At 62.4% G+C, this 24,567-nt stretch carries 24 protein-coding genes, 1 pseudogene and 1 riboswitch; of the genes and pseudogenes, 11 read left to right on the forward strand and 14 right to left on the reverse strand.

Annotated features, from left to right (window positions below; all coding sequences use genetic code 11):
- Together NKI39_RS15330 and NKI39_RS15335 are read left to right on the forward strand one after the other, a co-directional pair.
- Positions 1–374, forward strand: a pseudogene (locus tag NKI39_RS15330) (hypothetical protein); the annotation flags it as partial.
- Positions 375–1,351: 977 nt separating this feature from the next.
- Positions 1,352–3,055 carry a calcium-binding protein gene (locus NKI39_RS15335; RefSeq protein WP_352832677.1) on the forward strand — a complete coding sequence of 568 codons (1,704 nt, stop codon included), beginning with the start codon at positions 1,352–1,354 and terminating at the stop codon, positions 3,053–3,055.
- Between the two features lie 159 nt (positions 3,056–3,214).
- Here the strand turns inward: NKI39_RS15335 and NKI39_RS15340 are convergent, their stop codons facing one another.
- Together NKI39_RS15340 and NKI39_RS15345 are read right to left on the reverse strand one after the other, a co-directional pair.
- The gene (locus NKI39_RS15340; RefSeq protein WP_352773556.1) at positions 3,215–4,198 is read right to left on the reverse strand and encodes an aldo/keto reductase; all 984 of its coding nucleotides are present in this window, start codon (positions 4,196–4,198) and stop codon (positions 3,215–3,217) included.
- Between the two features lie 10 nt (positions 4,199–4,208).
- Entirely contained in the window at positions 4,209–4,364 is a 156-nt protein-coding gene (locus NKI39_RS15345; RefSeq protein ID WP_156937304.1) for a YjiS-like domain-containing protein, read from the reverse strand.
- 235 nt (positions 4,365–4,599) lie between these two features.
- Between NKI39_RS15345 and NKI39_RS15350 the strand changes: the two genes are divergently transcribed.
- Positions 4,600–5,469 carry a LysR family transcriptional regulator gene (locus tag NKI39_RS15350; RefSeq protein ID WP_352832680.1) on the forward strand — a complete coding sequence of 290 codons (870 nt, stop codon included), beginning with the start codon at positions 4,600–4,602 and terminating at the stop codon, positions 5,467–5,469.
- Positions 5,470–5,629: 160 nt separating this feature from the next.
- On the opposite strand, the gene NKI39_RS15355 is transcribed toward NKI39_RS15350, so the two are convergent.
- From NKI39_RS15355 to NKI39_RS15385, 7 genes are all read right to left on the reverse strand, one after another.
- The gene (locus NKI39_RS15355) at positions 5,630–6,439 is read right to left on the reverse strand and encodes an MBL fold metallo-hydrolase (protein WP_352700318.1); all 810 of its coding nucleotides are present in this window, start codon (positions 6,437–6,439) and stop codon (positions 5,630–5,632) included.
- Positions 6,440–6,624: 185 nt separating this feature from the next.
- Positions 6,625–6,729, reverse strand: coding sequence for a YdeI/OmpD-associated family protein (locus tag NKI39_RS15360; protein WP_352832683.1), 105 nt, complete (start codon positions 6,727–6,729; stop codon positions 6,625–6,627).
- A 150-nt stretch (positions 6,730–6,879) separates the two neighbouring features.
- On the reverse strand, positions 6,880–7,674 hold the full coding sequence (locus tag NKI39_RS15365; protein WP_352832685.1) for a helix-turn-helix domain-containing protein: 795 nt from the start codon (positions 7,672–7,674) through the stop codon (positions 6,880–6,882).
- 75 nt (positions 7,675–7,749) lie between these two features.
- Positions 7,750–8,094, reverse strand: coding sequence for a hypothetical protein (locus NKI39_RS15370; RefSeq protein ID WP_352832687.1), 345 nt, complete (start codon positions 8,092–8,094; stop codon positions 7,750–7,752).
- Between the two features lie 144 nt (positions 8,095–8,238).
- The gene (locus tag NKI39_RS15375) at positions 8,239–9,009 is read right to left on the reverse strand and encodes a type 1 glutamine amidotransferase domain-containing protein (protein ID WP_352832689.1); all 771 of its coding nucleotides are present in this window, start codon (positions 9,007–9,009) and stop codon (positions 8,239–8,241) included.
- The gene (locus tag NKI39_RS15380; RefSeq protein ID WP_352832691.1) at positions 9,006–10,505 is read right to left on the reverse strand and encodes an aldehyde dehydrogenase family protein; all 1,500 of its coding nucleotides are present in this window, start codon (positions 10,503–10,505) and stop codon (positions 9,006–9,008) included. Before NKI39_RS15380 ends, NKI39_RS15375 begins: the two co-directional genes overlap by 4 nt.
- Positions 10,502–11,143, reverse strand: a complete 642-nt coding sequence (locus NKI39_RS15385; RefSeq protein ID WP_352832693.1) for an NADPH-dependent F420 reductase — start codon at positions 11,141–11,143, stop codon at positions 10,502–10,504. The genes NKI39_RS15380 and NKI39_RS15385 overlap by 4 nt, the downstream gene beginning before the upstream one ends.
- Before the next feature lie 381 nt (positions 11,144–11,524).
- Positions 11,525–11,640: riboswitch (guanidine-I (ykkC/yxkD leader) on the forward strand.
- Between the two features lie 101 nt (positions 11,641–11,741).
- Here NKI39_RS15385 and NKI39_RS15390 point away from each other — a divergent pair.
- From NKI39_RS15390 to NKI39_RS15420, 7 genes are all read left to right on the forward strand, one after another.
- On the forward strand, positions 11,742–12,806 hold the full coding sequence (locus NKI39_RS15390; protein WP_352832696.1) for a putative urea ABC transporter substrate-binding protein: 1,065 nt from the start codon (positions 11,742–11,744) through the stop codon (positions 12,804–12,806).
- 38 nt (positions 12,807–12,844) lie between these two features.
- Positions 12,845–13,723 carry an ABC transporter permease gene (locus NKI39_RS15395; protein ID WP_352832870.1) on the forward strand — a complete coding sequence of 293 codons (879 nt, stop codon included), beginning with the start codon at positions 12,845–12,847 and terminating at the stop codon, positions 13,721–13,723.
- Positions 13,720–14,529 carry an ATP-binding cassette domain-containing protein gene (locus NKI39_RS15400; protein WP_352474463.1) on the forward strand — a complete coding sequence of 270 codons (810 nt, stop codon included), beginning with the start codon at positions 13,720–13,722 and terminating at the stop codon, positions 14,527–14,529. Before NKI39_RS15395 ends, NKI39_RS15400 begins: the two co-directional genes overlap by 4 nt.
- Positions 14,530–14,539: 10 nt before the next feature.
- A complete protein-coding gene (locus NKI39_RS15405; RefSeq protein WP_352542649.1) occupies positions 14,540–15,748 on the forward strand; it encodes an agmatinase family protein in 1,209 nt (402 codons plus the stop codon).
- Between the two features lie 2 nt (positions 15,749–15,750).
- Positions 15,751–16,290 carry a hypothetical protein gene (locus NKI39_RS15410; RefSeq protein ID WP_352474461.1) on the forward strand — a complete coding sequence of 180 codons (540 nt, stop codon included), beginning with the start codon at positions 15,751–15,753 and terminating at the stop codon, positions 16,288–16,290.
- Positions 16,291–16,337: 47 nt separating this feature from the next.
- The gene (locus tag NKI39_RS15415) at positions 16,338–16,931 is read left to right on the forward strand and encodes a HupE/UreJ family protein (protein ID WP_352832699.1); all 594 of its coding nucleotides are present in this window, start codon (positions 16,338–16,340) and stop codon (positions 16,929–16,931) included.
- 224 nt (positions 16,932–17,155) lie between these two features.
- Positions 17,156–17,386 (forward strand): thiamine pyrophosphate-dependent enzyme, encoded by a 231-nt coding sequence (locus NKI39_RS15420; RefSeq protein ID WP_352474481.1) that lies wholly within the window; start codon positions 17,156–17,158, stop codon positions 17,384–17,386.
- A gap of 488 nt (positions 17,387–17,874) precedes the next feature.
- On the opposite strand, the gene NKI39_RS15425 is transcribed toward NKI39_RS15420, so the two are convergent.
- Together NKI39_RS15425 and NKI39_RS15430 are read right to left on the reverse strand one after the other, a co-directional pair.
- Positions 17,875–19,164: a D-tagatose-bisphosphate aldolase, class II, non-catalytic subunit gene (locus NKI39_RS15425; RefSeq protein ID WP_352832702.1), complete on the reverse strand. Its 1,290-nt coding sequence runs from the start codon at positions 19,162–19,164 to the stop codon at positions 17,875–17,877.
- Positions 19,165–19,172: 8 nt separating this feature from the next.
- The gene (locus NKI39_RS15430; RefSeq protein WP_352832705.1) at positions 19,173–20,123 is read right to left on the reverse strand and encodes a sugar kinase; all 951 of its coding nucleotides are present in this window, start codon (positions 20,121–20,123) and stop codon (positions 19,173–19,175) included.
- 264 nt (positions 20,124–20,387) lie between these two features.
- On the opposite strand from NKI39_RS15430, the gene NKI39_RS15435 reads away from it, so the two are divergent.
- Positions 20,388–21,410 carry a LacI family DNA-binding transcriptional regulator gene (locus NKI39_RS15435; RefSeq protein ID WP_352832872.1) on the forward strand — a complete coding sequence of 341 codons (1,023 nt, stop codon included), beginning with the start codon at positions 20,388–20,390 and terminating at the stop codon, positions 21,408–21,410.
- On the opposite strand, the gene NKI39_RS15440 is transcribed toward NKI39_RS15435, so the two are convergent.
- The 3 genes from NKI39_RS15440 to NKI39_RS15450 all read right to left on the reverse strand — a co-directional run bounded on the left by NKI39_RS15440 (position 21,398) and on the right by NKI39_RS15450 (position 24,566).
- Positions 21,398–22,384: an alpha/beta hydrolase gene (locus NKI39_RS15440; protein WP_352832708.1), complete on the reverse strand. Its 987-nt coding sequence runs from the start codon at positions 22,382–22,384 to the stop codon at positions 21,398–21,400. The two genes, NKI39_RS15435 and NKI39_RS15440, sit on opposite strands and share 13 nt — an antisense overlap.
- A gap of 18 nt (positions 22,385–22,402) precedes the next feature.
- Positions 22,403–23,551 (reverse strand): Gfo/Idh/MocA family protein, encoded by a 1,149-nt coding sequence (locus NKI39_RS15445; RefSeq protein WP_352832711.1) that lies wholly within the window; start codon positions 23,549–23,551, stop codon positions 22,403–22,405.
- Between the two features lie 253 nt (positions 23,552–23,804).
- A complete protein-coding gene (locus tag NKI39_RS15450) occupies positions 23,805–24,566 on the reverse strand; it encodes a DeoR/GlpR family DNA-binding transcription regulator (protein ID WP_352501408.1) in 762 nt (253 codons plus the stop codon).
- Position 24,567: the final 1 nt, after the last annotated feature.

Genomic DNA, 24,567 nt, shown 5'->3' on the forward strand with positions numbered 1-24,567 from the left:
GGGTGATCACTTCAGTGAGCCATGCGCTTTCGACGGGCTCCCAGATCGAGCTTCTCGCTGCAAGGTATCCATCCGACACGACGGCGATGAACCTCAGCGGCAACGAGTTCAGCCAGACCATCCAGGGCAACGCCGGCGCGAACATCATCAATGGTGGCGGCGGTGCCGACATCTTGACCGGTAACGGAGGCAATGATGCCTTCGTGTTCAACAGCGCTCTTGGAGCCGGCAATATCGACAAGGTCACCGACTTCAATAGCTCCAGGACAAGATCCAGCTCGACGACGCCGTTTTTGCCGGGCTTAAGTTGGGCGGCCTTTCATCCGATGCTTTCTTTGCTGGCACGGCTGCGCATGACAGCTCCGACCATATAATCTACAACAGCTCAACCGGGGCGCTCTCTTTCGACAGCGACGGGATCGGTGGCGCAGCTCAAATACAGTTCGCCACTCTCTCTCCAGGTCTGTCGCTTACGGCAGGTTCGTTCCTTGTGATCTGAACGACCCGGAACGGCGGACCTTCAATTCGAGACGGTCCGCCGCTTTATCTTTGTTCAAGCACCGGATTTTTCCAAAGCGGGATGCCCATTTCTGGCTGATGCTCAACCTTCGTCACCCAGCGGGTTCGAGTTGTGTGCGTCAAGTTCAGCAAAATGGCGTGGTATTGCGGTGACGTCGGCGTGTCCGCCGCGCAGCCCCCGTGTTTAGCGGAGCGGCGGACACATGACGGTGCTCAGGCGGCCAAGGCCCTCAGGCTCTCCAGCTGGGAACCAGCCCTACTCTCACCTTTTGGGAGGTTTCCTAAATTGATTTGATTTCGATCACGGAGATCTGCCGACCGATACCAGGTGACGAGCGCGCAGATGCCTACGAATTGTCCACAGCTAATTGGTTGGGCAGTGAAACTGTGGAGGGGCCCGGAGTCAGAGGTTAACGTCATTTTGAATTTCCGTACGAAAGTTGACGTCTAACGCATTAAAATCTATAAATGTATAGCCATTATAAAAATATCGAGGAACTTCAAAAACTACAGCGCCTTCAAAATAAAGTCGCAATTCTGGCATCATTCTGACATCAGAAGACAATAAGCATCTTGTCCTAAGTCGCTGCTGTCAAAATAAGTCACAATCCGTGCAGCATTCCTACAAACGGTCAATGATTCTATCGACGGGTGTCTGTATGTGATTTGCGCTAATATACGCCGTCTGTAGGTAGACGCCGGGCGCTATCGAAATCAGAAAAAGGAATATTGGATGGCAACTCTGCATTATACGTCGGGTGGATCCGCCACCGAAATCGCAACTGCCGGCTTCAATCTGGCTGACGTTCAGTACGCTTCGCAAGTCGACGCGTTGCCGGACGGCATGAAGGGTCTGGTGTACCTCAACGAGCACGAGGGCGTAACTTCATCCTTCATCGAGAAAATGACCCCCTTCCTCGGCAATCCGAATGTGTTCGGATTCTATCTGGTTGACGAGCCCGATCCCACGGGCAGGTGGGGCACCTATGCAACCGCCGAGAACCTGAAGGCGGAATCCGACTGGATCCATGAGCATTTTCCAGGCGCCAAGACCTTCATCACCATGATGAACATGGGATCCCCGACCAATCCGGATTTTACCAACACCTACAATCCGGCCAACACGCATATCGACTATTTTGGAATAGACCCCTATCCGGTGCGCACGGGAACGGACACGGTCGACTACGACATGATCGACCGAGCCGTGGCTGCAGCGGTGAAGTCGGGCATCCCGATCAGCAACATCGTTCCGGTCTTCCAGGCCTTTGGCGGCGGCAATTGGGAGACTTCCGATGGCGGCAGACAGGTCATGCCCACCACCGAACAGATGCAAACCATGATGGATCATTGGGCCAAGCTGGTTCCGTCACCCGCCTTCGACTATACCTACAAGTGGGGAACGCAGAACGGCGATACCGCGCTTGAAAGCTCCTCGGAACTGCAAGCCGTTTTCCGGGAACACAACACCACTACCGCTGCGGCCTCAGACACCACCAGCAGCGACAACAGTGCTGCTGCGCCCGCGTCCGACGCCGCCACCAGCGATAGCAGCTCGACGGTGACTGCGCCTTCCCATGCCGCAACCGGCGATAGCAGCTCGACTGCGACCGCGCCTTCCCATGCCGCCACCGGCGATAGCACCAGCGATGGCAGCTCGACCGCGACGGCGCCTTCGCACCTCATCGCAAGCGATGGCAGTTCGACTGCGACCGCCGCCGGCGCCACCACGAGCGATGGCAGTTCGACTGCGACCGCCGCCGCCAGCGCCACCACGAGCGATGGCAGCTCGACTGCAACCGCCCCTTCCCATGCCGCCACCGGCGATAGCACCAGCGATGGCAGTTCGACTGCGACCGCCGCCGGCGCCACCACGAGCGATGGCAGCTCGACTGCGACCGCCCCTTCCACCGGCGATAGCACCAGCGATGGCAGCTCGACCGCGACGGCGCCTTCGCACCCCATCGCAAGCGATGGCAGTTCGACTGTGACCGCCGCTTCCCCCTCCGACCGCGGCGGTTTTCACGCTCTGACCGATCTGTTCGGCAGCAACGACACCAGCCATGATACTGCCGGCGACAAGGGAGGCAGCAGCGTTGACCGGGTGCTGGCCGCGTTGAGCCCCGCGCTTTCGTCCGGCTCGGAGCTTGCCGCGACCAGCAGCCCATCCGAGAAAACGGCAACCAGCCTGACCGGCCACGGGTTCGCCCAACTGCTCCAGGGCAACGAAAATGCCGGCGCCGGTGTCCACAAGAGCGCCGTCGCCGACCTGACATCCGGTCACGGCAACGATGCCTTCGACTTCAGCAAGCTTCAGGACAAAGTCCAGCTCGACCACTCCGCGCTTGCCGACCTCAAGTCGGGAGGGCTTTCATTGCATACGTCCCCTACTGTTACGGCCACAGATGACGGTTCCCACCACATCATCTTTGACAGCTCAACCGGGTCGCTCTCTCTCGACAGCGACGCGGTCGGCGGCGCAGCTCAAGCGCAGCTCGCTACCCATCTCCCGTTGCAGCATCACTCCTTGATCTGAAACCGGAGCGGCGGACCTTCAACTCGAGCGTGTCCGCCGCTCCGTCCGTGTTCAATTGCGCCACGGAAGCTTGACTGAGAAAAATGCGATATCGGCAGACAGCAGAGGGATCGAAGTTGGTCGCATTATCGCCAATGCGAATTCCGGATTCACCACACCCTACGAAGTCTCGGCAATTTTCAGCACTGTGTCGATCTCGGCCATCACCGTTGCCGGCAGCGGCCCTTTCTCCAGCGCACCGAGATTGTCCTCGACCTGCTCGGGCCGCGTGAAGCCGGGAACCGGCAGGGCGATTGCCGACTTGGCGAGTATCCAGCCGAGCGCGCCTTGCGCAAGCGTGCGTCCGCCCGAGGTGAGCAGGTCGCGGATTGCCGAGAGCCTTGACAGATAGTCCGGGTTGGCGGCGCCATCCCTGAAAAACACCATCCATTCGGCATTCCCGCCGCGCACATCGTTGGTGGGCAGCCGCATGGCCGGCGTGTATTTGCCGGTGAGCAGCCCCATTGCCAGCGGCAGCCGGCTGAACGAGACGAGGTTCTCGCGCGCCGCAACGGCCATCAGCTCGTTCGCCGGGGTAAACACATTGAAGTCGTTCTCTACGGCGACGAACCCCTCGCGCGGCGCGTAGACGGCAAGCCGTTCGCGGTGATCGGTGCTCCAGCCGAAGCCGCCGATCTTGCCCTCCTGGCGCAACAGGCCGAGCGTATCGAACACCTCGCCGGCGCGCTCGATCGGATACTCGTTGATATGTAGCAGCACGACGTCGATACAATCCCGCTGCAGGCGCTGCCGCGAATTGTCGATCGATGTCCGGATTGCCGCGGCAGAGGCATCCTCGGGTGCGATCTTGCGCGTTTCGGGATCGCCGAAATAACCGACCTTGGTGACGATGACGGCTTCGTCCTTACCCCTCAACGCCCGCCCGAGGATCAGTTCGGCATTGCCGGCGCCATAGGCGGCAGCCGTGTCGAACACCCGCGCGCCGATCTCATAAGCCATCGCCAGCGCGGCTTGCGACCTGATATCGTCGACCTCGCCATAGATTGTCGCCGTCTCACGCCAACGCGCGGGGCCACCCGCCGCCCAGGTGCCGATTCCGATGCGCGGTACCGAGCGGCCATCCCAAAGCATCATCATCTGCATGCCCGGCTCCTCAACGACGCAAGCTGGCGTGGCGGGCACGCTCGCGGATCTCTTCGCGAGAAATGCCGGCATCCGCCAGTGTGCTGTCCCGGGCCTGCCTCAAACTCGCAAGCGTCTGGCGATAGGCAATCCAGCGGGCGAAACGGTATCGAAGTTCATCCAACATGATCGTCTCCTTTGGTACGCAGAATGCCTGCGCGCCTGGGTTGGTCGGAAGCGCAAAACCTCTGCGCCAATCGCATGCGCGATCGAAAGGGTTCAGTTCGCTTCTTGGCCAGCCGAGGCGCTTGTCCCTGTCCCGCCAGGCAGGATTGTCCAACGCCTCCAATGCCTGCATACTTGCGCACGATGCCCGCTTTGCGCTACAGCCACGGTCGCAAGGAGTTTTTCATTTCTGCAAAATGGATATCGGCTGGGACGATCTGAGGTTGTTTCTCGACGTTGCGCGGCTGGGTGGCTTGAGCGCAGCGACGGGAACCACGCGCCTCAGCGCAGCCACCCTTGGACGACGCGTCACCGCGCTCGAAAAGCAGATCGGCGAACCTCTATTCGTGCGCCAGCAGACCGGCTACCGGCTGACCCCGGTCGGCGAGGAACTGCTGCGGCGCGCCGAAGACGTCGAGGCGGCAATGCAGTCGCTGACCCGCTGGCGCGAGGGAAACCTGCCCGACCGCATTGTCCGCGTCTCGGCCGGGCCATGGACCTCGGCCTTCGTTTCCGCCCATATCGGCGATATCTGGACGGTCGATGACGGCATAAGGGTAGAGCTTGTCACCACCACCGACCGGGTCGACATCGGCCGCCGTGCCGCCGACATCGGCATCCGCAGCGAGCGCCCGACCGAGCAGTGGCTGGCCGGCCGTCAGAGCGGCAAGGTCGCCCACGCCATTTATTCCGGACGTCACCTGATCAACGGCACCGCCGCCGGATTGTTCGTCGGCGTCACCGGTGAAGGCGCAAACATTGCCTCGGCGCGCTGGCTGCAAGCCCATCACGGCGACCGCATCGCCGTACGCGGCAACAACACCCATTCGGTGCGCGAACTGGTGGCCGCCGGCGCCGGCCTTTCGGTCTTTCCGTGCTTCGTCGGTGACGGCGATCCGCGGCTGGTTCGCGTTGCTCAGCCTATCCCCGAACTTGAAACCGACCAATGGATCGTCACCCATCACGAGGAACGTCACTCTCCGCCGGTACGGAAAGTCGCCGACCGGATCGCCGCCTTGATGCGGGCGCACCAGCCACTGTTTCGCGGCGAGACGCCGATCCGGTAAGCCTCAGGCAGATCGGCCGCCAGTGGATCAAGAATCAGATATTTTGGTGGGCCGGACGATGGTACCGCCGCCGTTGAGGACGCCGGAGTGCGGGGCGCTGCTCGTCGAGATCCTTGCCTTGGGCGAAGAGAGCGGTATAAACCGACCAGCACGGGGCCGCCTATCCGGTCACTCGTCCTCCTGCCGGCTCATAGCCGTATGCTTCGCCCTTACGCACCACGCGACCGATGCCCGGCCAGCCAAGGTGCGCGCCGGCGATCCACGTCCCCGCCTCGGCCGCGTCACTGAAAACCTTTAGGCGGGTTGCGCGCGCGGTCAGCTGATCGTCGTCATAGCCCCAACTGAACGCGGGATTGCCGAACTGCAAGGCCGGCACATGAACGATGTCCCCGAAGAATAGGAAACGGTCCTCGTCCGTGTCGAACGTGTAGCCGGTATGACCGGCAGCATGACCGGGCAAGGCGACCGCCCTCAATCGCTCACCCACCTGGTCGCCATTCTGGACAGGCTTCAGCAGGGGCCGGAACTGCGCAAGGTGCGCGTAAGCGAAAAAGCTCTGCACAGCCGCTTCGGGAATTACGATCGCCTTCAAGTTTGGAAAGAGCACTCGGCCGTCGGGGGTCAAAAGTCCGTGCACATGATCCTGATGGGCGTGGGTGAGCGCCAAGACCGTGATCGAAGCCGGGTCGATCTTGGCTTCCGCCATGGCCTGCTCAAGACGCCCCACTGTCGGGGCCCAGCCCCCTCCTCCGCTGTCGATCAGAACGCCGTCAACGCCTGGACCTGCGAGGGCGAAGCAATTGACAGACAGGCGAAGCGCCCCTGCCAACGCAGCTTGCGGCACCGGATTATCCTGCGGGTCCCGCAGAAGGTCCGCCGGCATCTCGATGTAACCGTCCGAGAGCGACCAGACGCGCCACCTTCCCGACGTGCTGCCGAGCACGTTATTAGTTTGCGATGTCACGATCATATGGCCACCTGCCGCAAACGAAAATGGAGGATAGGTTCGATTGTCACTATTTGGCTCTCTGCATCCTCTGCGCAAAAACGTGGGGAAATCGATGAAGATCAATGCGGAAAGCACCCGATCTCGATAGGCCACGGATCGGAAGATGATCGTTGACGGATCTGCTAGCTTCGCGGCGATGCCAACTCTTATTGCATTCCCATGTAGATTCCTCCCTTCGTAAGCTCGTCAATCATCTGATTTATGCGCTTTCGGCGTGTTTCCGGGTGACGGGCGCGCTCGATCCAATGCAAGTAATCATTTGCGCTGATAGGGAGGCCGTTGCTCGAAAGCAGTTATCAGATTTGCGGCCTCGAGCTCTGCACGCAAACTGTCGGGCATCTTAGCAACGGACGTTTCAGCAACTCACATCTCCGCCATTCGATGCTGGAATAGATCACAAGTCAGCCGTCGCGCCTGCGAGACCGCAGCCGGCCTGGCGACAGCCCTTTCAATCGGGTCACGACGCGATTCATATGGGCCTGGTGAGTGAAACCCGCGTGCTGAGCAATCTCGGCCAGCGGCAGATTGCTATTTTCCAAAAGCTCGACCGCGCGATCAACGCGGCGGCGTAAAATGAATTGATGTACCGGCAATTGCGTCGCCTCGCGAAAGGCGGCGGTGAAGGCGCGTCGTGGTATTCCCGCGATTCCGGCAAGATGGTCGATCGACACCCCCTTTTCCAGATCGCCGTCAATCGCAGCGAGGACCCGGTCGAACCGCTGCGAGGTTAGGACCGGAGACTTCTGCTGCCGCTGGCGTGCATGCCCGAGACGGAGCAGGTTCGCGAAAACCAGGCCCAGCGTCCATTCGCGGACGATCGGGTTAACTGGCGGGTCGCCTTCGAGGCGTCGGCACAACTCGGCCACCAGCGAATCGCGTATCGGTCGATCGGTCAGGATTACCAGGTCCTCGGGGGTCCCGCCTGCGGATACCAGGAGCCTTGACGCCAGCGCGGAGTCAACGGTGATCATCGTCAGCTCTCGCGGCTCCTCGATCTTGAACCGCGTGGCACGCTCGGGAAGACTGAGCAGCAGGTCGCCGGGGCGGGTGAAGACGCGCCGCAGCCCGCGGCCAAGATCGATCTCTGCATAGGATGAACCGCTGCGAACCACACGCAGCTGAACGACTCCGGCCGGCGCATGGCGATAGTCGCCGGCAGGAAAGAACAACCTCTTTGCACTTGCCGCGGTCACCATCGTTGTACCGGGCGTCCGGACGCAAGTTCCTCCGGGACTTCGATGATCGATCGCCGCATCCTCGATCCTTGATGCCTACACTTTTGCCCGTTTGACTGGTCCACCAGGCGCATCATTTGCCAGGGCAGTCAGTTCACCAATCCGGGGCACAAAGATGTTGTGCAGTGTCTGGGTCATAATGGTCATTTCACGCTGAATTTGCAGTTCCTGTGCGGCGGGAAACAATGTGTCCTGCAAGAAGAGCTCCAGGCCTGCCTTGTCGTCCCATATCTCGATGATGCGATAACCATCGTCGGTGGCATGCGCGATGTGCTGATAGATGCCGCCAGCGGGCCGTTTCTCCACGCCGATCCGATCGAGGATGCGGCTATAATCTTCGGCCGTCAGGCCGGCAATATCAAGTGTCGTCACTACGGCCATGGTTCATCCTCGCTGCTGATAGTGGTTGTTTGAAGTGGAGTTCTTGGACGGGCTCCGGATCCTATTGGGCCGATGTCGTTTGGCATCGCCGTCCTGACGGCGAGTTTGACTCCCGAACTTCACCGACAGGAGCGGCCTTGGTCCTCAGCCACCGAGCGCCTCGATGACAAGACGGGCGGTCGCCGCTCCGGAGAAGTTCTGCTGGCCGGTGATCAAATTGCCGTCGCGCACGGCAAAATCGCGCCACAGCCCGGCCTGAATATAGTTCGCGCCGAGCGCACGCATCTCATCCTCGATCCGCCATGGCATCAGATGCGTACCGTGCGGCAGCGCGCCCATCTCCCAGACGGCATTGTCGGCGAAGTCCTCCTCGACATTGGCGAACCCCGTAACAGTGCGCCCTTTGGCCAGCAGCTCGCCGGTTGAGAGGCGCGCGTAACGCAGCAGCGCGACGCCATGACACAAGGCAGCCGCGACCTTGCCGGCCGCGAAAAAGGCGACGAACTGCCGCTGCAACTCAGTCGCACCTTGGAAGGTGAACATCGGCGCTTGGCCGCCAGCGACGACGATCGCGTCGAACGCGTCGACCGACAGCTCTGCGATGGGCCGGGTCGTCTCCACCAGCACCGCCAGTTTCGGCGTCGACAGGAAACCGAGCGAGATCAGATCCGTATCCGAATAGCCGGACGGATCGCGCGGGTCGCTCAATGCATCCGCCTCGCATTTGTTGCCCTCAGGCGAGAAGATCGCGACTTCGTATCCGCGCTCGGTGAAGACGAGCCAGGGATGGGTCAACTCGCTCCACCAAAACCCGACCGGCCAGCCGGTGGTGATCGACACAGCCGGGTTGGAAAGGACCATCGCGATGCGTTTGGGATGCCGCGGGTCGAGTGGGTTGGAATCGCGCACGCTCATCGCGCCATCTCGACTGGTTCGCCAAGATTCGCCCAAATCGTCTTGTATTGGGTGTAGCTTTCCCACGCCTCGCGGCCCTGCTCGCGGCCATAGCCGCTCATCTTGAAACCTCCGAACGGCGCATTAGGATGGTACTTGTGCCAGCAGTTCAGCCAGACCGTGCCTGCCTTGATCCGGTCGGCGAGCCGCAAGGCGCGGCCGAGATCGCTGGTCTGGATGCCCGAGGCGAGCCCGTAGCTCGTATCGTTGGCGATCCGGATCGCGTCCTCCTCGCTGTCGAATGGAATCACCGGCAGGACAGGACCGAAAATCTCTTCGCGCGATATCCTTAGGTCGTTGGTCGCATCGGCGAAGATGGTCGGCTCGATGAAGAGGCCCTTGCCGTTGACCTGGCGGGTGCCGCCGCCCGCGGCCAGTCGCGCGGTGCGCTTGCCCTCTTCGACATAGCTCAAGACCTTGTCATACTCGCCCCGCGATGCGATCGGCCCGATCATCGTCGCAGGGTCCAGCGGATCGCCGAGTGTCGCCGACTTCGCCATGGCGCTCAGCTTCTCGACGGCCTCGTCATAGCAGGCGCGTTCAACCAGCAGGCGCGATCCGGCGACGCAGACTTCGCCCTTGTTCCAGAAGATGCCCCAGAAGGCTGCCTGTATCGCGACATCGATATCGGCATCGGCGAAAACGATATTGGGACTCTTGCCGCCGAGCTCCATGGTCAGGTGTTTCATCGTCCCGGCACCGTTGCGCATGATGCCCTGGCCGACGGTGGTCGACCCGGTAAAGGCGATCTTGCCGACGCGGGCATCGTTGACCAGCGCGTCGCCGATGGTGCCGCCCGGGCCGGTGACGAGATTGTAAACGCCTGGCGGCACTCCCGCGTCGAGGATCACTTGCGCCAAGGCGAGGGCCGTCAGGGGCGTGTCGGTCGCAGGCTTGTGAACGACCGTGTTACCCGCCGCGAGTGCCGGCGCGATTTTCGAACAGGACAGCGCGAGGGGAAAATTGAACGGGGTGATCGCAGCGACCACGCCGAGCGGCTCGCGCCGCGTCAGGATCCTGATATTTGGATCGTAGCTGGTACGACAGGCGCCGTCCATCGCGCTCATGGCGAGCCCGCCATGAAAGCGGAACAGTCCTGAGCAGTGCGGCATGATGATATCGCGGAAATCGCGATAGGGCATACCCATATCCATCGCCTCGCGCACCGCGAAATCCTCGGCCCGCTCGTCCATTAGATCGGCGATGCGAAACAGGATCTTGGCGCGCTCCTCATGATGCATCCGCGCCCAGGGTCCTTGCTCGAAAGCCCGCTGCGCGGCCGCGACGGCGTCGCTCGTGTCGGTGACGTCCGCCTTCGCAATATCGGTGATCGCCGCCTCCGTGGTCGGATCAAAAGTCGTCGAAGTCTCGCCGCTGACGGCATCGCGCCATTGGCCATCGATCAGCAGACGTCCTACTGGAATCGCCTTGCGCCGCGCGGGTAGATAATCAGTCATGAACCGGTTCCGTCCTGTCGAATGAGATTGAAGGAAATTGTCGGCCCCATCCCGCGCCGATAGGCGAGCTGGACCAATAGCAGCATCATCGGCTCGATCAGGCGCGAGGCCGTGAGATCGCCGACATCGACCGGCATTGTCGGCAGATCGGCGAGAAGCCGGCAAACCGCCGCCTTGGCATCTGCATCATTGCCGGCGACATAGCTCGTCACCGGATCGCCGTTGGGACGCGGATCATCCCTGTCAAGCAATTCGGCAAAGGTCGGAATGCACTTGACGACAAGGGCGCCCCGCGCGCGCCTCTGAACCTCCTCGCCTACAGACGTAGTAGTGCCTAGCAGCATCGTGGAAAGGTCAGGCGCGACTGCATTGGTATTGTCCCAGACGATCTTGCCCGACAAATCGCCAAGCGCGTCCATCGCCAGCTCGAGAGCCGGCCATGGCGTCGCCAGGGCAATTACGTCGGCCCATCTCGCTACTTCGTCAGGAGCACCGAAGCCAACACGGAGGGTTGCCGCGATTGCGCGCAACTTGCCTTCGTCACGACTGAAGCTGAGGCGAATTTCGTGCCCGGCGAGGCCAAGACATTTCGCCAAGGCCTTCCCGAGCGAGCCTGGTCCGATGATCGCAACTTTCACAACTGCCTCCCGACACGCGATCGGGCTTGCCTAGCATCATTGCAGTCGCGCTTATTTCACGAATTGCCCTTGCACGATCGGGCGCACTCGTCACATGGCTCGGCGCCAATTGGCATCCGGATCCGCCGCGCGCTCGCGCCCTTCCCGAACGTGTCCCTATTGGGCATGTATGTGTGGGCGACCATAGAGCAGGGTGCGATCAGCGGAGGTCCCCAGGGCACAAGCCTGTTCATATTGGTTGACGCTAGATTTTCCTTGCCTAATCCGTCGGCGTTGCGATGACTTTTGTGGCATCAGCATAACGCGATTGCCTGCAAATCCGGGGAAAGGCCGCCTCAGGACGGCTTTCCGGACTGGCACGCCCCTTGCTTCGTTATTCACGTGCAGAGCGTCTAGGGTTCCGGCCGTGTCGATCACGGTGCTGGTCCAAGAGACGCGACCGCTTGAGATGCATTGAGGCATCTGGCGGAACACGGCGGGCCAAAATCCCGGGAGAACCCTGCACGGGTTTGCTGGCGCGAACCTCTCCCGGATGCGCGCTCCGTGAACCCCCCAACAGACGTTCGGACGCAATCCGGATCGCAAACAGGGGTATGTAATGCTTCGCAAACTGGCCACAATCATCCTAGCCGCATCACTCAGCCTCCCCTTCATCTCAGCCGCGCAAGCGGCGCCCAAGAAAGACTTCAAGATTTGCTGGTCGATCTATGTCGGCTGGATGCCGTGGGGCTATCTTTCCGACAGCGGCATCATGAAGAAGTGGGCCGACAAATACGGCATCAATGTCGAGATCACCCGCATCAACGACTATGTCGAGAGCATCAACCAGTACACGGCCGGCGGCTTTGACGGCTGTTCGATGACCAACATGGATGCGCTTTCGATCCCGGCCGGCGGCGGTGTCGAAACGACGGCCTTGATCGTCGGCGATTTCTCCAACGGCAACGACGCGGTCATCCTCAAGAACAAGACCGCACTCAAGGATATTGCCGGCCAGAAGGTCAATCTCGTCGAGCTTTCCGTCTCACATTACCTACTTGCGCGCGCGCTAGAGACGGTGGGGTTGGCCGAAAAGGACATTACGGTGGTGAACACCTCCGATGCCGACATGGTCGCTGCCTACGGTACCAGCGACGTCACCTCCGTCGTCACCTGGAATCCGCTGGTCTCGGAAATCGCTGCCATGCCGGGCGCCCACAAGGTATTTGATTCGACTGAGATCCCCGGCGAGATCATCGACATGATGGTCGTCAACACCGCGACGCTGAAGGACAATCCGGCCTTGGGCAAGGCGCTTGTCGGTGCATGGTATGAAGCCATGGCGCTGATGACGTCGGGCACGCCCGAAGGCAAGGCGGCCAAGGAAGAGATGGCCAAGGCGTCGGGGACGGATCTTGCCGGTTTCGACGCTCAGCTTGCATCAACGGCGATGTTCTTCGAGCCGGCCAAGGCGGTCGCATTCACCAACGGCGCCGAACTGCCGAAGACCATGGATCTGGTGCGCAACTTCCTGTTCAGCCACGGCATTCTTGGTACCAACGCGCCGAGCGTCGACGTGATCGGCATGAGCTTCCCCGACGGCTCGACGCTGGGCGACGTCAACAACGTCAAGCTGCGCTTCGATCCGGCCTTTATGGCAGAGGCAGCGGGCGGAACGCTCTGACGCGGGAGCGCGACATGCTAGCCAGAGGAACCGGCATCATGCAGGCCGCAGCAGGCCCCGAAGTCGCGCGCCTGCAACTTAGCAGGCCGAAAGCGCGGCTTCGCCTCATCAACGCGACGGTCTCGCGCGGCGGAGCGCTGCTGCTTGGGACGCTGCCGTTTGCCGCCGTGGCGATTGCCTATCTCTTCGCTTCGGCGCAAAGGCTGGCGGTCAATCCCAGCGACAAGCTGCTGCCCTCCCCTGCACAGATGTGGTCGGCCTTTTCAGACCTGGCGACAGTGCCGGACAAGCGCTCCGGCGACCTGATCCTGTGGGCCGACACCTATGCCAGCCTGATCAGGCTGTTCGCCGGCGTCGGCATGGCCACGCTGGTGGCGCTCAGCCTCGGCGTCGCCATAGGTTTCATCCCGCGCGTCAGGGCCTTTCTGCTGCCCTTGGTCACAGTTGTCTGCGTCATCCCGCCACTGGCGCTGCTGCCGATCCTGTTCATTGCGCTCGGCCTCGGCGAAACGGCCAAGATCACCTTGATCGCTCTCGGCGTCGCACCGGTCATGGTGCGCGATATCGCCAACCGGGTGATGGAATTGCCGCCGGAGCTCGTCGCCAAGGCACAGACGCTCGGCGGCAACAGCTGGACCATGGTGCTCAGGCTGGTGCTGCCACAGGTCATGCCGCGCCTCATCACTTGCGTACGGCTGGCGCTTGGGCCGGCCTGGCTGTTCCTGATCGCGGCAGAAGCCATCGCCTCCACCGAGGGGCTCGGCTACCGCATCTTCCTCGTTCGTCGCTACCTATCGATGGACGTCATCCTGCCTTACGTCGCCTGGATCACGCTGCTTGCGGTAATGACCGACTGGCTGCTCGTGCGGCTCTCTCACATTATCTCGCCTTGGGCGCATCCGGTGCGGACCAGATGAGCCGGATCCTCGTCCATAGGCTGGAGAAGAGCTACGGCGACGCCCGCGTGCTGGAACGGGTCAACGTCTCCGCCGAAGCGGGTGAATTCCTGTCGCTGGTTGGCGCCAGCGGTTGTGGAAAATCGACGTTCCTGCGCATCCTGCTTGGCCAGGAACAGCAAAGTGGCGGCGTGGTCGTCGTCGGCGACCAGCCGATCGTGCCGGAGCCGACGCCGCAGCGCGGCATCGTCTTCCAGCGCTATTCCGTGTTTCCGCATCTGACCGCGTTGCAGAACTTGCTGCTGGTCGAGGACTTCCGTTCGGGCGGACCGTTCGGCCGCGTCTTCGGCGCCAGGCGCACAAGCGCCAGGCAAGAAGCCGAAACCATGCTGGAACGGGTCGGGCTTGGCCATGCGCGCGACCTCTATCCGGCCATGCTTTCTGGCGGCATGCAGCAGCGGCTGGCGATCGCGCAGACCTTGCTCGGCCGGCCGCAGATCCTGCTTCTCGACGAGCCGTTCGGCGCACTCGATCCCGGTATTCGCATCGAGATGCATGAGCTGCTCACCGAGCTCTGGACCGAGCACGGCATGACCGTGGTCATGGTCACCCACGATATCGGCGAGGCATTCAAGCTCGGCACCCGCGTGCTGGTCTTCGACAAGGTGCGCCACGACCCCCAGTTCCCGTCCGCCTATGGCGCGACGATCACCTACGATCTGAAGCTCGACCGCAAGCACCGGGCTTCCGCACGAGACGTGGCCGAAGTGGCCGCGATGGTCGGGACGACCCGACTGGATAGCGCAATCGCGACGACGGCGTCGTGAAGGAGGTTTCATGCACAGAGATAGTCCAGAACGCCGGCATCGTCGCGCCGGGCTCACCGACCACCAGCCACGCCAACGCTTCCACCATCCGAACTTCGAGATCCGCGACATGCAGGGCTGGAAGTCTATCGAGGCGGAAGGAAAGCTGCCCGAGGACGGCTGGCGCAAGGAACAGAAATGGGCACTCGACATGGGCCTGCCCGGATCGGATTCGATCATCGACAAGTCGATCCCGACATTCGCGCGAGGCGAGTTGCCGCACTTCGCCGGCATCAACACCTTCCTCAAGGCGCCCTATGTCGAGAACGTCCGCGATGTCGGCAGATATGACGCTGCCGTCATGGGCATTCCTTTCGACAGCGGCACCACTTACCGGCCCGGAACCCGCTTCGGGCCGCAAGGCATGCGCCGCATCTCGGCGCTTTACACGCCTTACAATTACGAGCTCGGTGTCGACCTGCGCGAGCAGATGACGCTTTGCGACGCCGGCGACGTCTTCACCATCCCCGCCAATCTCGAAAAGAGCTTCGACCAGATCACCAAGGGCGTCAGCCATGTCGCCTCGTCCGGCGCGCTGCCGATCATGCTCGGCGGCGACCATTCGATCGGGTTTCCGTGCGTGCGCGGCATCGCCGACGTGACCTCCAAGCGAATCGGCATTATCCATTTCGACCGCCACATCGACATCCAGGAAAAGGATCTCGACGAACGTATGCACACGACGCCCTGGTATTGGGCGACCAACCTGCCGAACGTCTCGGCCACCAATCTGGTGCAGCTCGGTATCGGCGGCTGGCAGGTGCCCCGCTACGGCGTGGCCGAGGCGAGAAAGCGCGGAACCAACGTGCTGACGATCTCCGATATCGAACAGATGGGGCTGGAGAAGGCGGCCGAGATCGCGCTCGAGATCGCATGGAAGGACACCGACGCCGTATACATCTCCTTCGATGTCGACAGCATCGATTGCGGTTTCGTGCCGGGTACGGGCTGGCCGGAGCCCGGTGGCTTCCTGCCGCGCGAGGCACTGAAGCTGCTCGGGCTAGTGTCGGCGCCCGGCATCTGCGGACTGGAAGTGGTCGAGGTGTCGCCGCCCTACGACACGTCAGACATCACGGCGCTGTTTGGCGTGCGGGTTGTCGTCGAGGCGCTCGGCTCGATGGTCGCGCACGGCAATCTCGGCAAACACAAATCCATCATCGACAAGCCGACGAGCTTTTGACCATGCACGATGATCATCACCACCACAGCCATGATCATGGCGACGGCCACCATCACGGGCCGAACGGTCATCATCACCATCCCCACCCCGTCGGCCACAACGGGCCGGCCGGCAAGCCGTTGCAATGGCAGACACCGCATCTACCGCACGACCATGCGCCCGAACCCGCCGACGCGCGGGCGACCGATCTCGATCTCGTCGAGATCGCGTTTCTCGAAGGGTTTTCGCGGGCGCCCGACCCATCCAGTTTCCTGCGCCTCGCCGGGATTCCGTTCGTCGGCGAGACCGCCGACGGCGTGCGGCTGCATCTTCTGCGCGTCGAGACGCAGGACATGGTCGATGTCGGCGCCGTCATGCCGCTGATTGGCGGCGCCGGCGTCACCTATCACCCGCTGCCCGCGAAACTGACGTCGCGCCGGCGCCGCCTGGCCTTCGTCTACCATAACGGCAAGGCACAAACGCCCCTTGACTTCGGCGAGGCCCGACTTCTGGCCGACAGGTCCGGCGCCGCACAATTCACCATGCCAGGGGCCGGACAATGAGCACCGGCCTTGAACCGATCGCACCCCTATCAAACAGGTCCAGAACCATGAACAGAACGCTTTCATTCTTCGGTAGACTCGCCCTGGCAGCCGCCACAACCCTCATCCCCTCATTGGCCTTCGCCCATAGCGGCGGTTTTCATGCCCACGGGTTTGTAGACGGCATTCAGCACCCGCTGACCGGTATGGACCACCTGCTTGCCATGATGGCTGTAGGCATCATTGCCGCTCGCGCCGGCGGCAAGGGGATCATCATCGTGCCGTCGTGCTTTGTCTCGGCGATGCTCGCTGGCGCCCTGCTCGGTATCGCCGGCATCGGCCTGCCCTCACTGGAAACCGGCATAACGCTATCGCCGGTGGTCTTCGGCGCCATGATGGCGCTTGCCAAGCCGCTTCCGCTCGCTGTGGCCGCCTCGCTGACTGCTCTCTTCGCCCTCTTCCACGGCAATGCCCATGGCCTCGAAATTCCCGAGACGGCCAGCGGCATCGCTTATGCGGTCGGCTTCGTGGTCGCTACTTCGGCTCTTCACGCGACCGGCGCGTTAGCCGCCCTAACACTTCGGCGCTGGCCGCGAGCCATCCGCACGGCAGGGGTCGGCACGTCGTTGGTCGGCGTGGCGCTGGCGGCACAGATCATCTGAACCGCAGCCCATTCATCTGCGATGAACAGGAGGCGAAGGCGTGATCAACCGGCTAACCGTTGGGCAGCGCATCCGAAACGTGCTGTACCAGATCCTGAAGACCCGGTCTGAGCGACTCTGATCTCATCCGGAGATTGAGGCTAGCAGCTTGCCGTACGCCGCGCGCGCGTACGGAGCCGTCCGCCGTGGGTTGCGATTAACTTCCTAGCTGCAGCCGGACGGTCTTGCCTGACGTAGCCGGCCTGTTCCCAGCTACGCCAAATGATCGCCGTCGTGAACTCCGCGCCGGCGAGCGTGACTTGGTCGTCACCGCTGCTGGCGGCCTCCCGGGCGAGGTCATGAAGAACTGGCGTGTCAAAGCGCCGAACACATTCGATCGCGAATTCGGCTTCTCACGCATGGGCTACGAGATCGCCTGGGGTGCGGCGATGGCCGATGTAGCATCCAGACAGTAATTCGAGGTCGATTGCGTAGGGGACTATGCGCGGCTTTCTATTCCGAACACCGTGCCGGCGTCGTTCAAGCACTTGATAAACGATCCTGACACTCCACCGGCGGTTGGCAACACATCTGCGGCCTCCAGAGGCCCACCATAAGTCAATAAAATCAAACGCTATGGACGGCGGTTCGCCTGCCTTGACTTGGCTAGCCAAGTGCAACAATGCCTCTAAATCATTGAAAGATAACGATAATGGTGGGCCCGGAGGATGTGCTAGAAACGTCGATTTGATTGGGTTTTTCGTGGGCCAAAATCAGAAGTATTCCCGTATCGTTCCGTATGGTTCCGCGATGCTCTCACCATCGAATTGGCCGTGCCCTGCTTATATTAGTCCAACAGCAGCCCAACTTCGAAGGTCCGGCATAGCCTCCGCGTGTGTCGGCTGAGCGCACATCTTAGATCACGCGCGTCCTCCGGGCGCGGCTCGGCCCTGCAACGGCGAATCTAGGACGATCCGCGCTGCTGTAACGTCGCACGCCCATAGGAATCGAGGACACGGGTGATGCTGCCAATCAGCAGGTCATGCGCGACGGGCTCGATCCGACCTGCCGCAACCTCGGCATGGAGTTGCCCCAGATACTGGCTGATCAAAGGGCGGGGAATGTCCCTGTCGCCCAGAAAATCCAGCAGCGTCTGTGTCGCGTGCTGTGCGTCGGGCGTCGGCCAGTAGTAACGGATGCGGTCGCTGAAGGAGAAGTGCCGCTGCACGCGCTGCTCGTCCGGCGTACCCGGATAGTATTTCTGCCAATTGTCCGGTGAGGCCAGCATGACGCGCTCCATCGCCGCCGGTAGGCTTTCACGGGACGGGTCTGGCGCAAGCACGTCGGCGATGTGGCTCAGCCCGTACAACGCCTCGCGCAGCGCGAAGGTGAGCCAGGGTCCAACCTTGAGGATGGCGAAGCCGTCGCGCACCAGAGCCCCAAGCGCCTCGTTTGGCTGGTAGTCGGTCGAATGCGCCTCGAAGACGAATTGCGGCATGCGCCCGAGCACGGCGACCAGCTGCGTCGCCTTCCGCGGCGCGTAGGCGATGATCTCGGCATTACCGAATTCGACGCCCGGCTGGACGACGACGCCGACTGCACGCGCAAAGGCAGCATCGAGGCCGGCGCGCGAAAATGCCAGTCGGTGGATCTCGACGGTGCGCAGGGCGTCATCGGGTTCGGTGACATGCATATGGTCGAGCGCTTCGAGCGCGCCGCCCGGCACCGGAACTTCGGTGCCGATGATGTAGACCGGTTTCTCGCCGCCAATGCGTTCGACCGCCGCCTCGGCGACGGCCGCAAGCGCGGCGGCGCGTGCAGCGATGGTCTCGTCGGCAAGCGCGGCTGGATCGTCGGCGCAAGCCATGCTGGTGTCGAGATGCAGCTTGGTGAAGCCGGCTCCGGCATAGGCGTCGATCATCGCCTTCGCCTTCGTCATCGCCTCGGCGGAAGGAAGATGCTTCCACGGATTGGGACCGAGATGGTCGCCGCCGAGGATCAGGCGATCGAGCGGAAAGCCGGCCCTTTGCGCATGGCCCTCGACGAAGCTGCGGAAGCCGGCGGGCGTCATGCCGGTGTAGCCGCCTTCGTGATTGACCTGGTTGCAGGTCGCCTCGATCAGCACATCGGAACCGCGCGACGCGCCGTGGCGGAGCGCGGCCTCGATCACCAGCGGATGCGCCGAACAGATCGAGGCGATGCCGCCTTTCTCACCCGCGGCGCGCTTCACCGCGATGCTGGCAAATCTCTGCATCGCGGCCCTCACGGCTGGCCCTTCCCGGCGGTGGTTGCGAAAGCCTCAACCTCGGCCAGCGGAAAGATACCTTCCATCGGCCCCTTGCGAGTAACGGCTAGCGCGCCACACGCATTGGCGATCCTGAGCGCCTGGGCGGGTGCCGCACCACGAAGCCAGAATGAGACGAAGGCAGCGCCGAAACAGTCACCGGCGCCGGTCGGATCGACCTCGTTGATGGCAAAGCCCGGCAAGGCCACCGAGCCGTGACGGTCGTGGAAGGCGGCGCCGTCGGCGCCCTTCTTGAGGACGACGCAGGAAACGCCGCGCTGCAGGAGGTCGTCGACCGCGCCCTTTTCGTCGCCGGCCGACGAAAACAGGAACAGTTCGTTGCCGCTCGGCAGGAAGACATCGGTTTGCTTGAGCACTTGGTCGAGCGCTTCGCGCATGCCGGAGGCCTGCATGATCTCGCGGCGAATGTTGGGGTCGAAGGACACCGTCCCGCCCTTGGCCTTCACCGTTTGGATCGCCGATAACGCGACATCGGTGGCGCGGTCGGAGAACAGTGACGAGCCCATGATATGGACATGGTCGGCGCCGGCCAGCATGCTTGTCGCAGCGGCATCGATCCCGACCAGGCCGGCGGCGCTGTTGCGGATGTTGAAGACAAAGTGCCGGCTGCCATCCGCCCGGTAGGTGACGAAGGCGGTGCCCGTCGCGTGGCCCTTGTGAACCGCGATCGCCGACACGTCAGCTCCCAAGGTCCGCAGCCGCTCGATGATCAACTGGCCGAAATCGTCCTCGCCGACCGCGCCGATCAGGCCGGCGGGTTGGCCGAGCGCTGCGGCCTGGCCGATGAAGATGGCGGGCGCGCCGGACGGATAAGGCCCCAGCAGCGGGCCCGGTTCGAGAAAGCTCTGGCCGATACGCTCGGCCATGATCTCGACGAGGATCTCGCCGGCTGAGACCAGGTTCTTCATCGCGGAATTCCTCCCGGCGTTTCGCTCCAGTCCGACTGCGGACTTCAGTCGCGCACAATTGTGCCTGGCGGCAACCGACATCCAGAGTCAATACGGCTTGCACTTTTTGCGCCAATTAATAAATTTACGCGTGGAATAATTTTATTATACGCGTTAAAACAGCTACAGTTTTCTGTAAAATTTTGCCTTGCGGTTGCACGCCGGCGCACCGTAAGTAGGTGCCGGACAGCACAAGAAACGAGGTTTCCGGAAGGCGGGGAATCGCTGGCGATGAAGCACAAGACGATGGAGGACTTCGCCCGCTCGTGTGGCGTCTCCAGGCCGACCTTGTCGAAATATTTCGACGATCCGACCAGCGTCAAGCCGGCGACGCGAAAGCGCATCGAGGAAGCGCTGCGCTCGTCCGACTACCAGCCCAATTTGTTCGCGCGCAACCTCAACCGCAAGCGTACCCGCAGCATCGGCATCATGGTGCCGACGGTGGCCGATCCCTTCTATTCGGAGATGGTCAGCCGCATAGAACTCACGCTGCGCGACGAGGGCTACTGGCCGATCGTGATCTCCTCGCACGGCTCGCGCGAACTCGAAGTGCAGGCAACGCGAACGATCCTGTCGCTGAAAGTCTCCGGCGCGCTGATCGCACCGCTTGGCGTGCGCTCGGACCACCGCACGCTGGAAAAGCTGACGCAGGCGATCCCGGTCGTCTATTTCGACACCTATCTCGAAGGCGAAACGCCGTTCGTCGGCAACAACAACGCACAGAGCGTCTCGACCATCGTCGATTATCTTTGCCGGTCCGGCGGCGCCCCGGTCTATTTCGACATCCCGCATGTCAACCACAACTCGCCGGAACGGCTGGAGAGCTATGTCGCCTCGATGAAGCGGCTCGGGCATGAGCCGGTCGTCATCGGCAACACCGAGGACTACACTTGGGATTTCGAACGGATCGGCTACGAGCAAACGGAAACGATGCTCGACAATGGCGGCCTGGCGGGAAAGACCATCCTGTGCAACAACGACCGCTTGGCCTTTGGCGTGATGGCCGCCGCCTATGCGCGCGGACTCAAGATCGGCCGCAAGGGCGATTGCGACCTGCGGGTAGCCGCCCATGACGATCATCCACTCAGCCGCTACACCTGCCCCGGTCTCACCACCATGGCGCAGGACTTCGCCTCGATGGCCGGGCGCAGCGTCGAGATGCTGCTGGCGGTGCTTGAGGAGGACGACACGGCGGTCGCACCCAAAGTCAGTCTCGATGCGACGCTGGTGATGCGTCAGTCGGCCTGATCTTTCCCAAAAGCCGAATCGAAGCCGCGCCATGCGGCGACCGCAGCGCCAACGGCCTGTCGCGCTGCCGTGCCATGGCGGCCCATGGAAACAAAACCATGGATCTGGCCTGGCCAACGCCGCAGCACGACCGGCACACCGTCATCTTGCAGACGCCCGGCGTAGGCCTCGCCTTCATCAGCGAGGATGTCGTGACCGGCGATGGCGACGAAGGCTGGCGCCGCGCCGGCGAGGCTTTCCGCCCTGAGTGGCGAGGCGCGCCAGTCGTCGATGTCGGCGGCATAGCGGACATAGTGATCGCGAAACCAGGCCATGGTCGAGGCGGTCAGGCCAAAACCTTCGGCGAAGCGGCGATAGCTGTCCGCCGTCTGCGCGGCATCAGTGTTGGGATAGAACAGCAGCTGCGCGGTCAACGGAATAGGATCGCCCCGCGCGAGAAGACTAAGCACCGTGGCGAGATTGCCGCCGGCGCTGTCGCCGGCGACGGCAATGCGCCGAGCGTCGATGCCGAGATCGCCAGGTGCCTCTTGTATGAAGGAGAGCACGGCGCGGCAATCCTCGACCGCGGCCGGGAATTTGTGCTCCGGCGCCAGCCGGTAGGCGGGCGAAACGACGACGCAAGCCGCCATATTGGCGAACCAGCGGCAGATCTCGTCATGGGAATCGAGATTGCCGATCACCCAGCCGCCGCCATGCAGGTAAAGCAGCGCCGGGGCAGTTGCATCATGCGCGTCCTGCCCGCGATAGATCCTGAGCGTCAGCGAACCGCCGGGTCCAAGGATGGCGCGCTCAGTGACCGAAGCCACCGGCTCGCGCTCACCCTGCTGGTCCGGAAGCCCTTCTTCGTAGGCACGGCGTGCCTGTTGCGGTGTACCGGTCTCGAATGGCAAGGCGTCGGCCTGCCGGCCGAGCTCGAGCACATGCCGGGCTTCCGGGTCGAGTGGGGACAGGGACGGCGCTGAAGGCGATGTCATCATGGATCTCCCTCCCCGTCAGGCAAGCAGACCTGCCGCCTCGTCCTCGCCGAGCAGCGGCGGCTGGTCGACGGTCCCATTGACGGCAATTGAGCCGCGGCTTTCGCCCGAAGCCAGGATCGCCTCCATGATCTCCAGAACATGCAGCGCCAGATGGCCGGAGGCGCGAGGCTTGCGCCCATCGGCCAGCGCCCGCGCAAGATCGGCGACGCCTAGCATGCGGTAGTTGGCGCGGTCGGGTGCGACATAGGGCCAGTTGCGCGCACCGTAGAGTTCGGCCTCGCTGGCGAAATCGGCCCAGTCGTCGCCGCGCGCCGAGAGCGAAACTGTGCCGCCGAATGTGTCGGGATCGGGCAATCGCAGCGAGCCTTCGGTGCCGTGCAGTTCGATCGGATGGTTGGAGTGCTTGAACACGTCCCAGGACGCGCCGAGGGTGACGGTGGCGCCAGAGCGGAACTCCAGCAGCGACAGGATGGTGGTCGGCGTGCCGACCTTGAAGCTGGTGTTCTCGTAAGGACCTTCGGCTGATATCAGACGTTCCTCCTGACCGCGCGTCGCCATCGCCATGACGCGCTCGACCGGGCCGAGCAGGTTGACCAGCATCGTCAGGTAGTAAGGGCCCATGTCGAAGACCGGGCCGCCGCCTGGCTGATAGTAGAATTGCGGATTGGGATGCCAGTGCTCCATGCCGCGCCCCATCATGAAGGCGGTGCCGGTCACAGCGCGGCCGATCGCACCCTCATCCATCAGCCGGCGCGCCCGCCGTCCGGCAGCGCCGAGGAAGGTGTCGGGAGCCGAGCCGAGCTGCAACCCGCGCGCACTCGCCTCCTCGACCAGCCGGCGGCCGTCGGCGGCCGATGTCGCCAAAGGCTTTTCGGTAAAGACGTGCTTTCCCGCCGAAAGCGCGGAAAGCGAAATGTCGAAATGCGCCGTCGGTATCGTCAAATTGAGAACAAGATCGATGTCCGGGTCGGCCAGCAGCGCGTCGACGCCGAGTGCGCGGATGCCATGCTCCCTGGCGCGCAGCGCAGCCATATCGGCCGAAATGTCGGCGCAGGCGCTGAGCTCTACCCCGCCGAACAGAGCCGCATTGCGCAAATAGGTCATCGAGATGTTGCCGCATCCGATGACGCCGACGCCGAGCTTTGTCTTTGATTTTCTGTGCATTTCAGATCGTACCTCTAACGCGGTCATGGCCTGGCTACGGCAAGGTTCATAGTCGAAAGCCGCTATATAACATTTTGAATCTTGACGCGCGTAAAATTTTTATAGAGCATGTGAAAACGCTGGCGCAGCATTGGAGGCCGCCAGCCTTGCGGAGGAGAACATGACTGACATGAAAAACGGCCAACGGCCGATGCGAATCCCGTGGGTCATGCGCGCACTGGATCTTTCCGTCGCGTCAGGGACCGAGACGGGTTCAGGCATAGATCACCTTGGCCCTGATCCTATCAAGCTGGCTGCGTATTGGACCGGGCAGGCCATCGTCGGTGATCACCACATCGACGGCCGACAGCGAAAATGCCTTGGAGGTCCCGCTGACGCCCCATTTGCTCGAATCGGCGAGGAGGACAACGCGCCGGGCCATGCGAACGAGGTTTCGCTTCGTTCGCGCCATGTCTTCGTTCACGTCGACCACATCCAGGGACGAGTCTATCGCATGCGCTCCAACAAAGACCTGATGCGCTACCAAGCCGCCGAGAGCCGTATCGGCATCGGTGATCAGTGTGCTCACCGTGTCGGGATAGACCCGGCCGCCGATCATATGAACGTCGAGCCCGGGACGATGCATAAGGTGCTGCACGATATTCATGGCCGTGGCCGCGACCACGACATTGCTGAGCGGCGGTAACTGCATGGCAAGCTGCATCAATGTCGAGCCGCCGTCGAAGATGACCGATTGGTTGTCCTCGAAGAGGTCTACCGCCGCCCGCGCGATGCGCTTCTTTGCGTCGAGGTTCGCTTGCATCCGCCGGGCGAACGCGGCCGTAGTCGAATCGGTGGTACGGGTCACCGCCCCTCCACGGGTCTTGGTCAGTAGTCCCTTTCGGTCCAGTATCTCGAGGTCGGAGCGCACCGTGACTTCCGACACGCCAAACCCGTCTGACAGGTCCTTCGTGCGAACCTGTCCGCTGCGTTGCACCTCACCCAGGATCGATTGGCGTCTCTGCTCCGACAACATT

Source organism: Mesorhizobium sp. M0664, assembly GCF_040320565.1.
GTDB lineage: Bacteria > Pseudomonadota > Alphaproteobacteria > Rhizobiales > Rhizobiaceae > Mesorhizobium.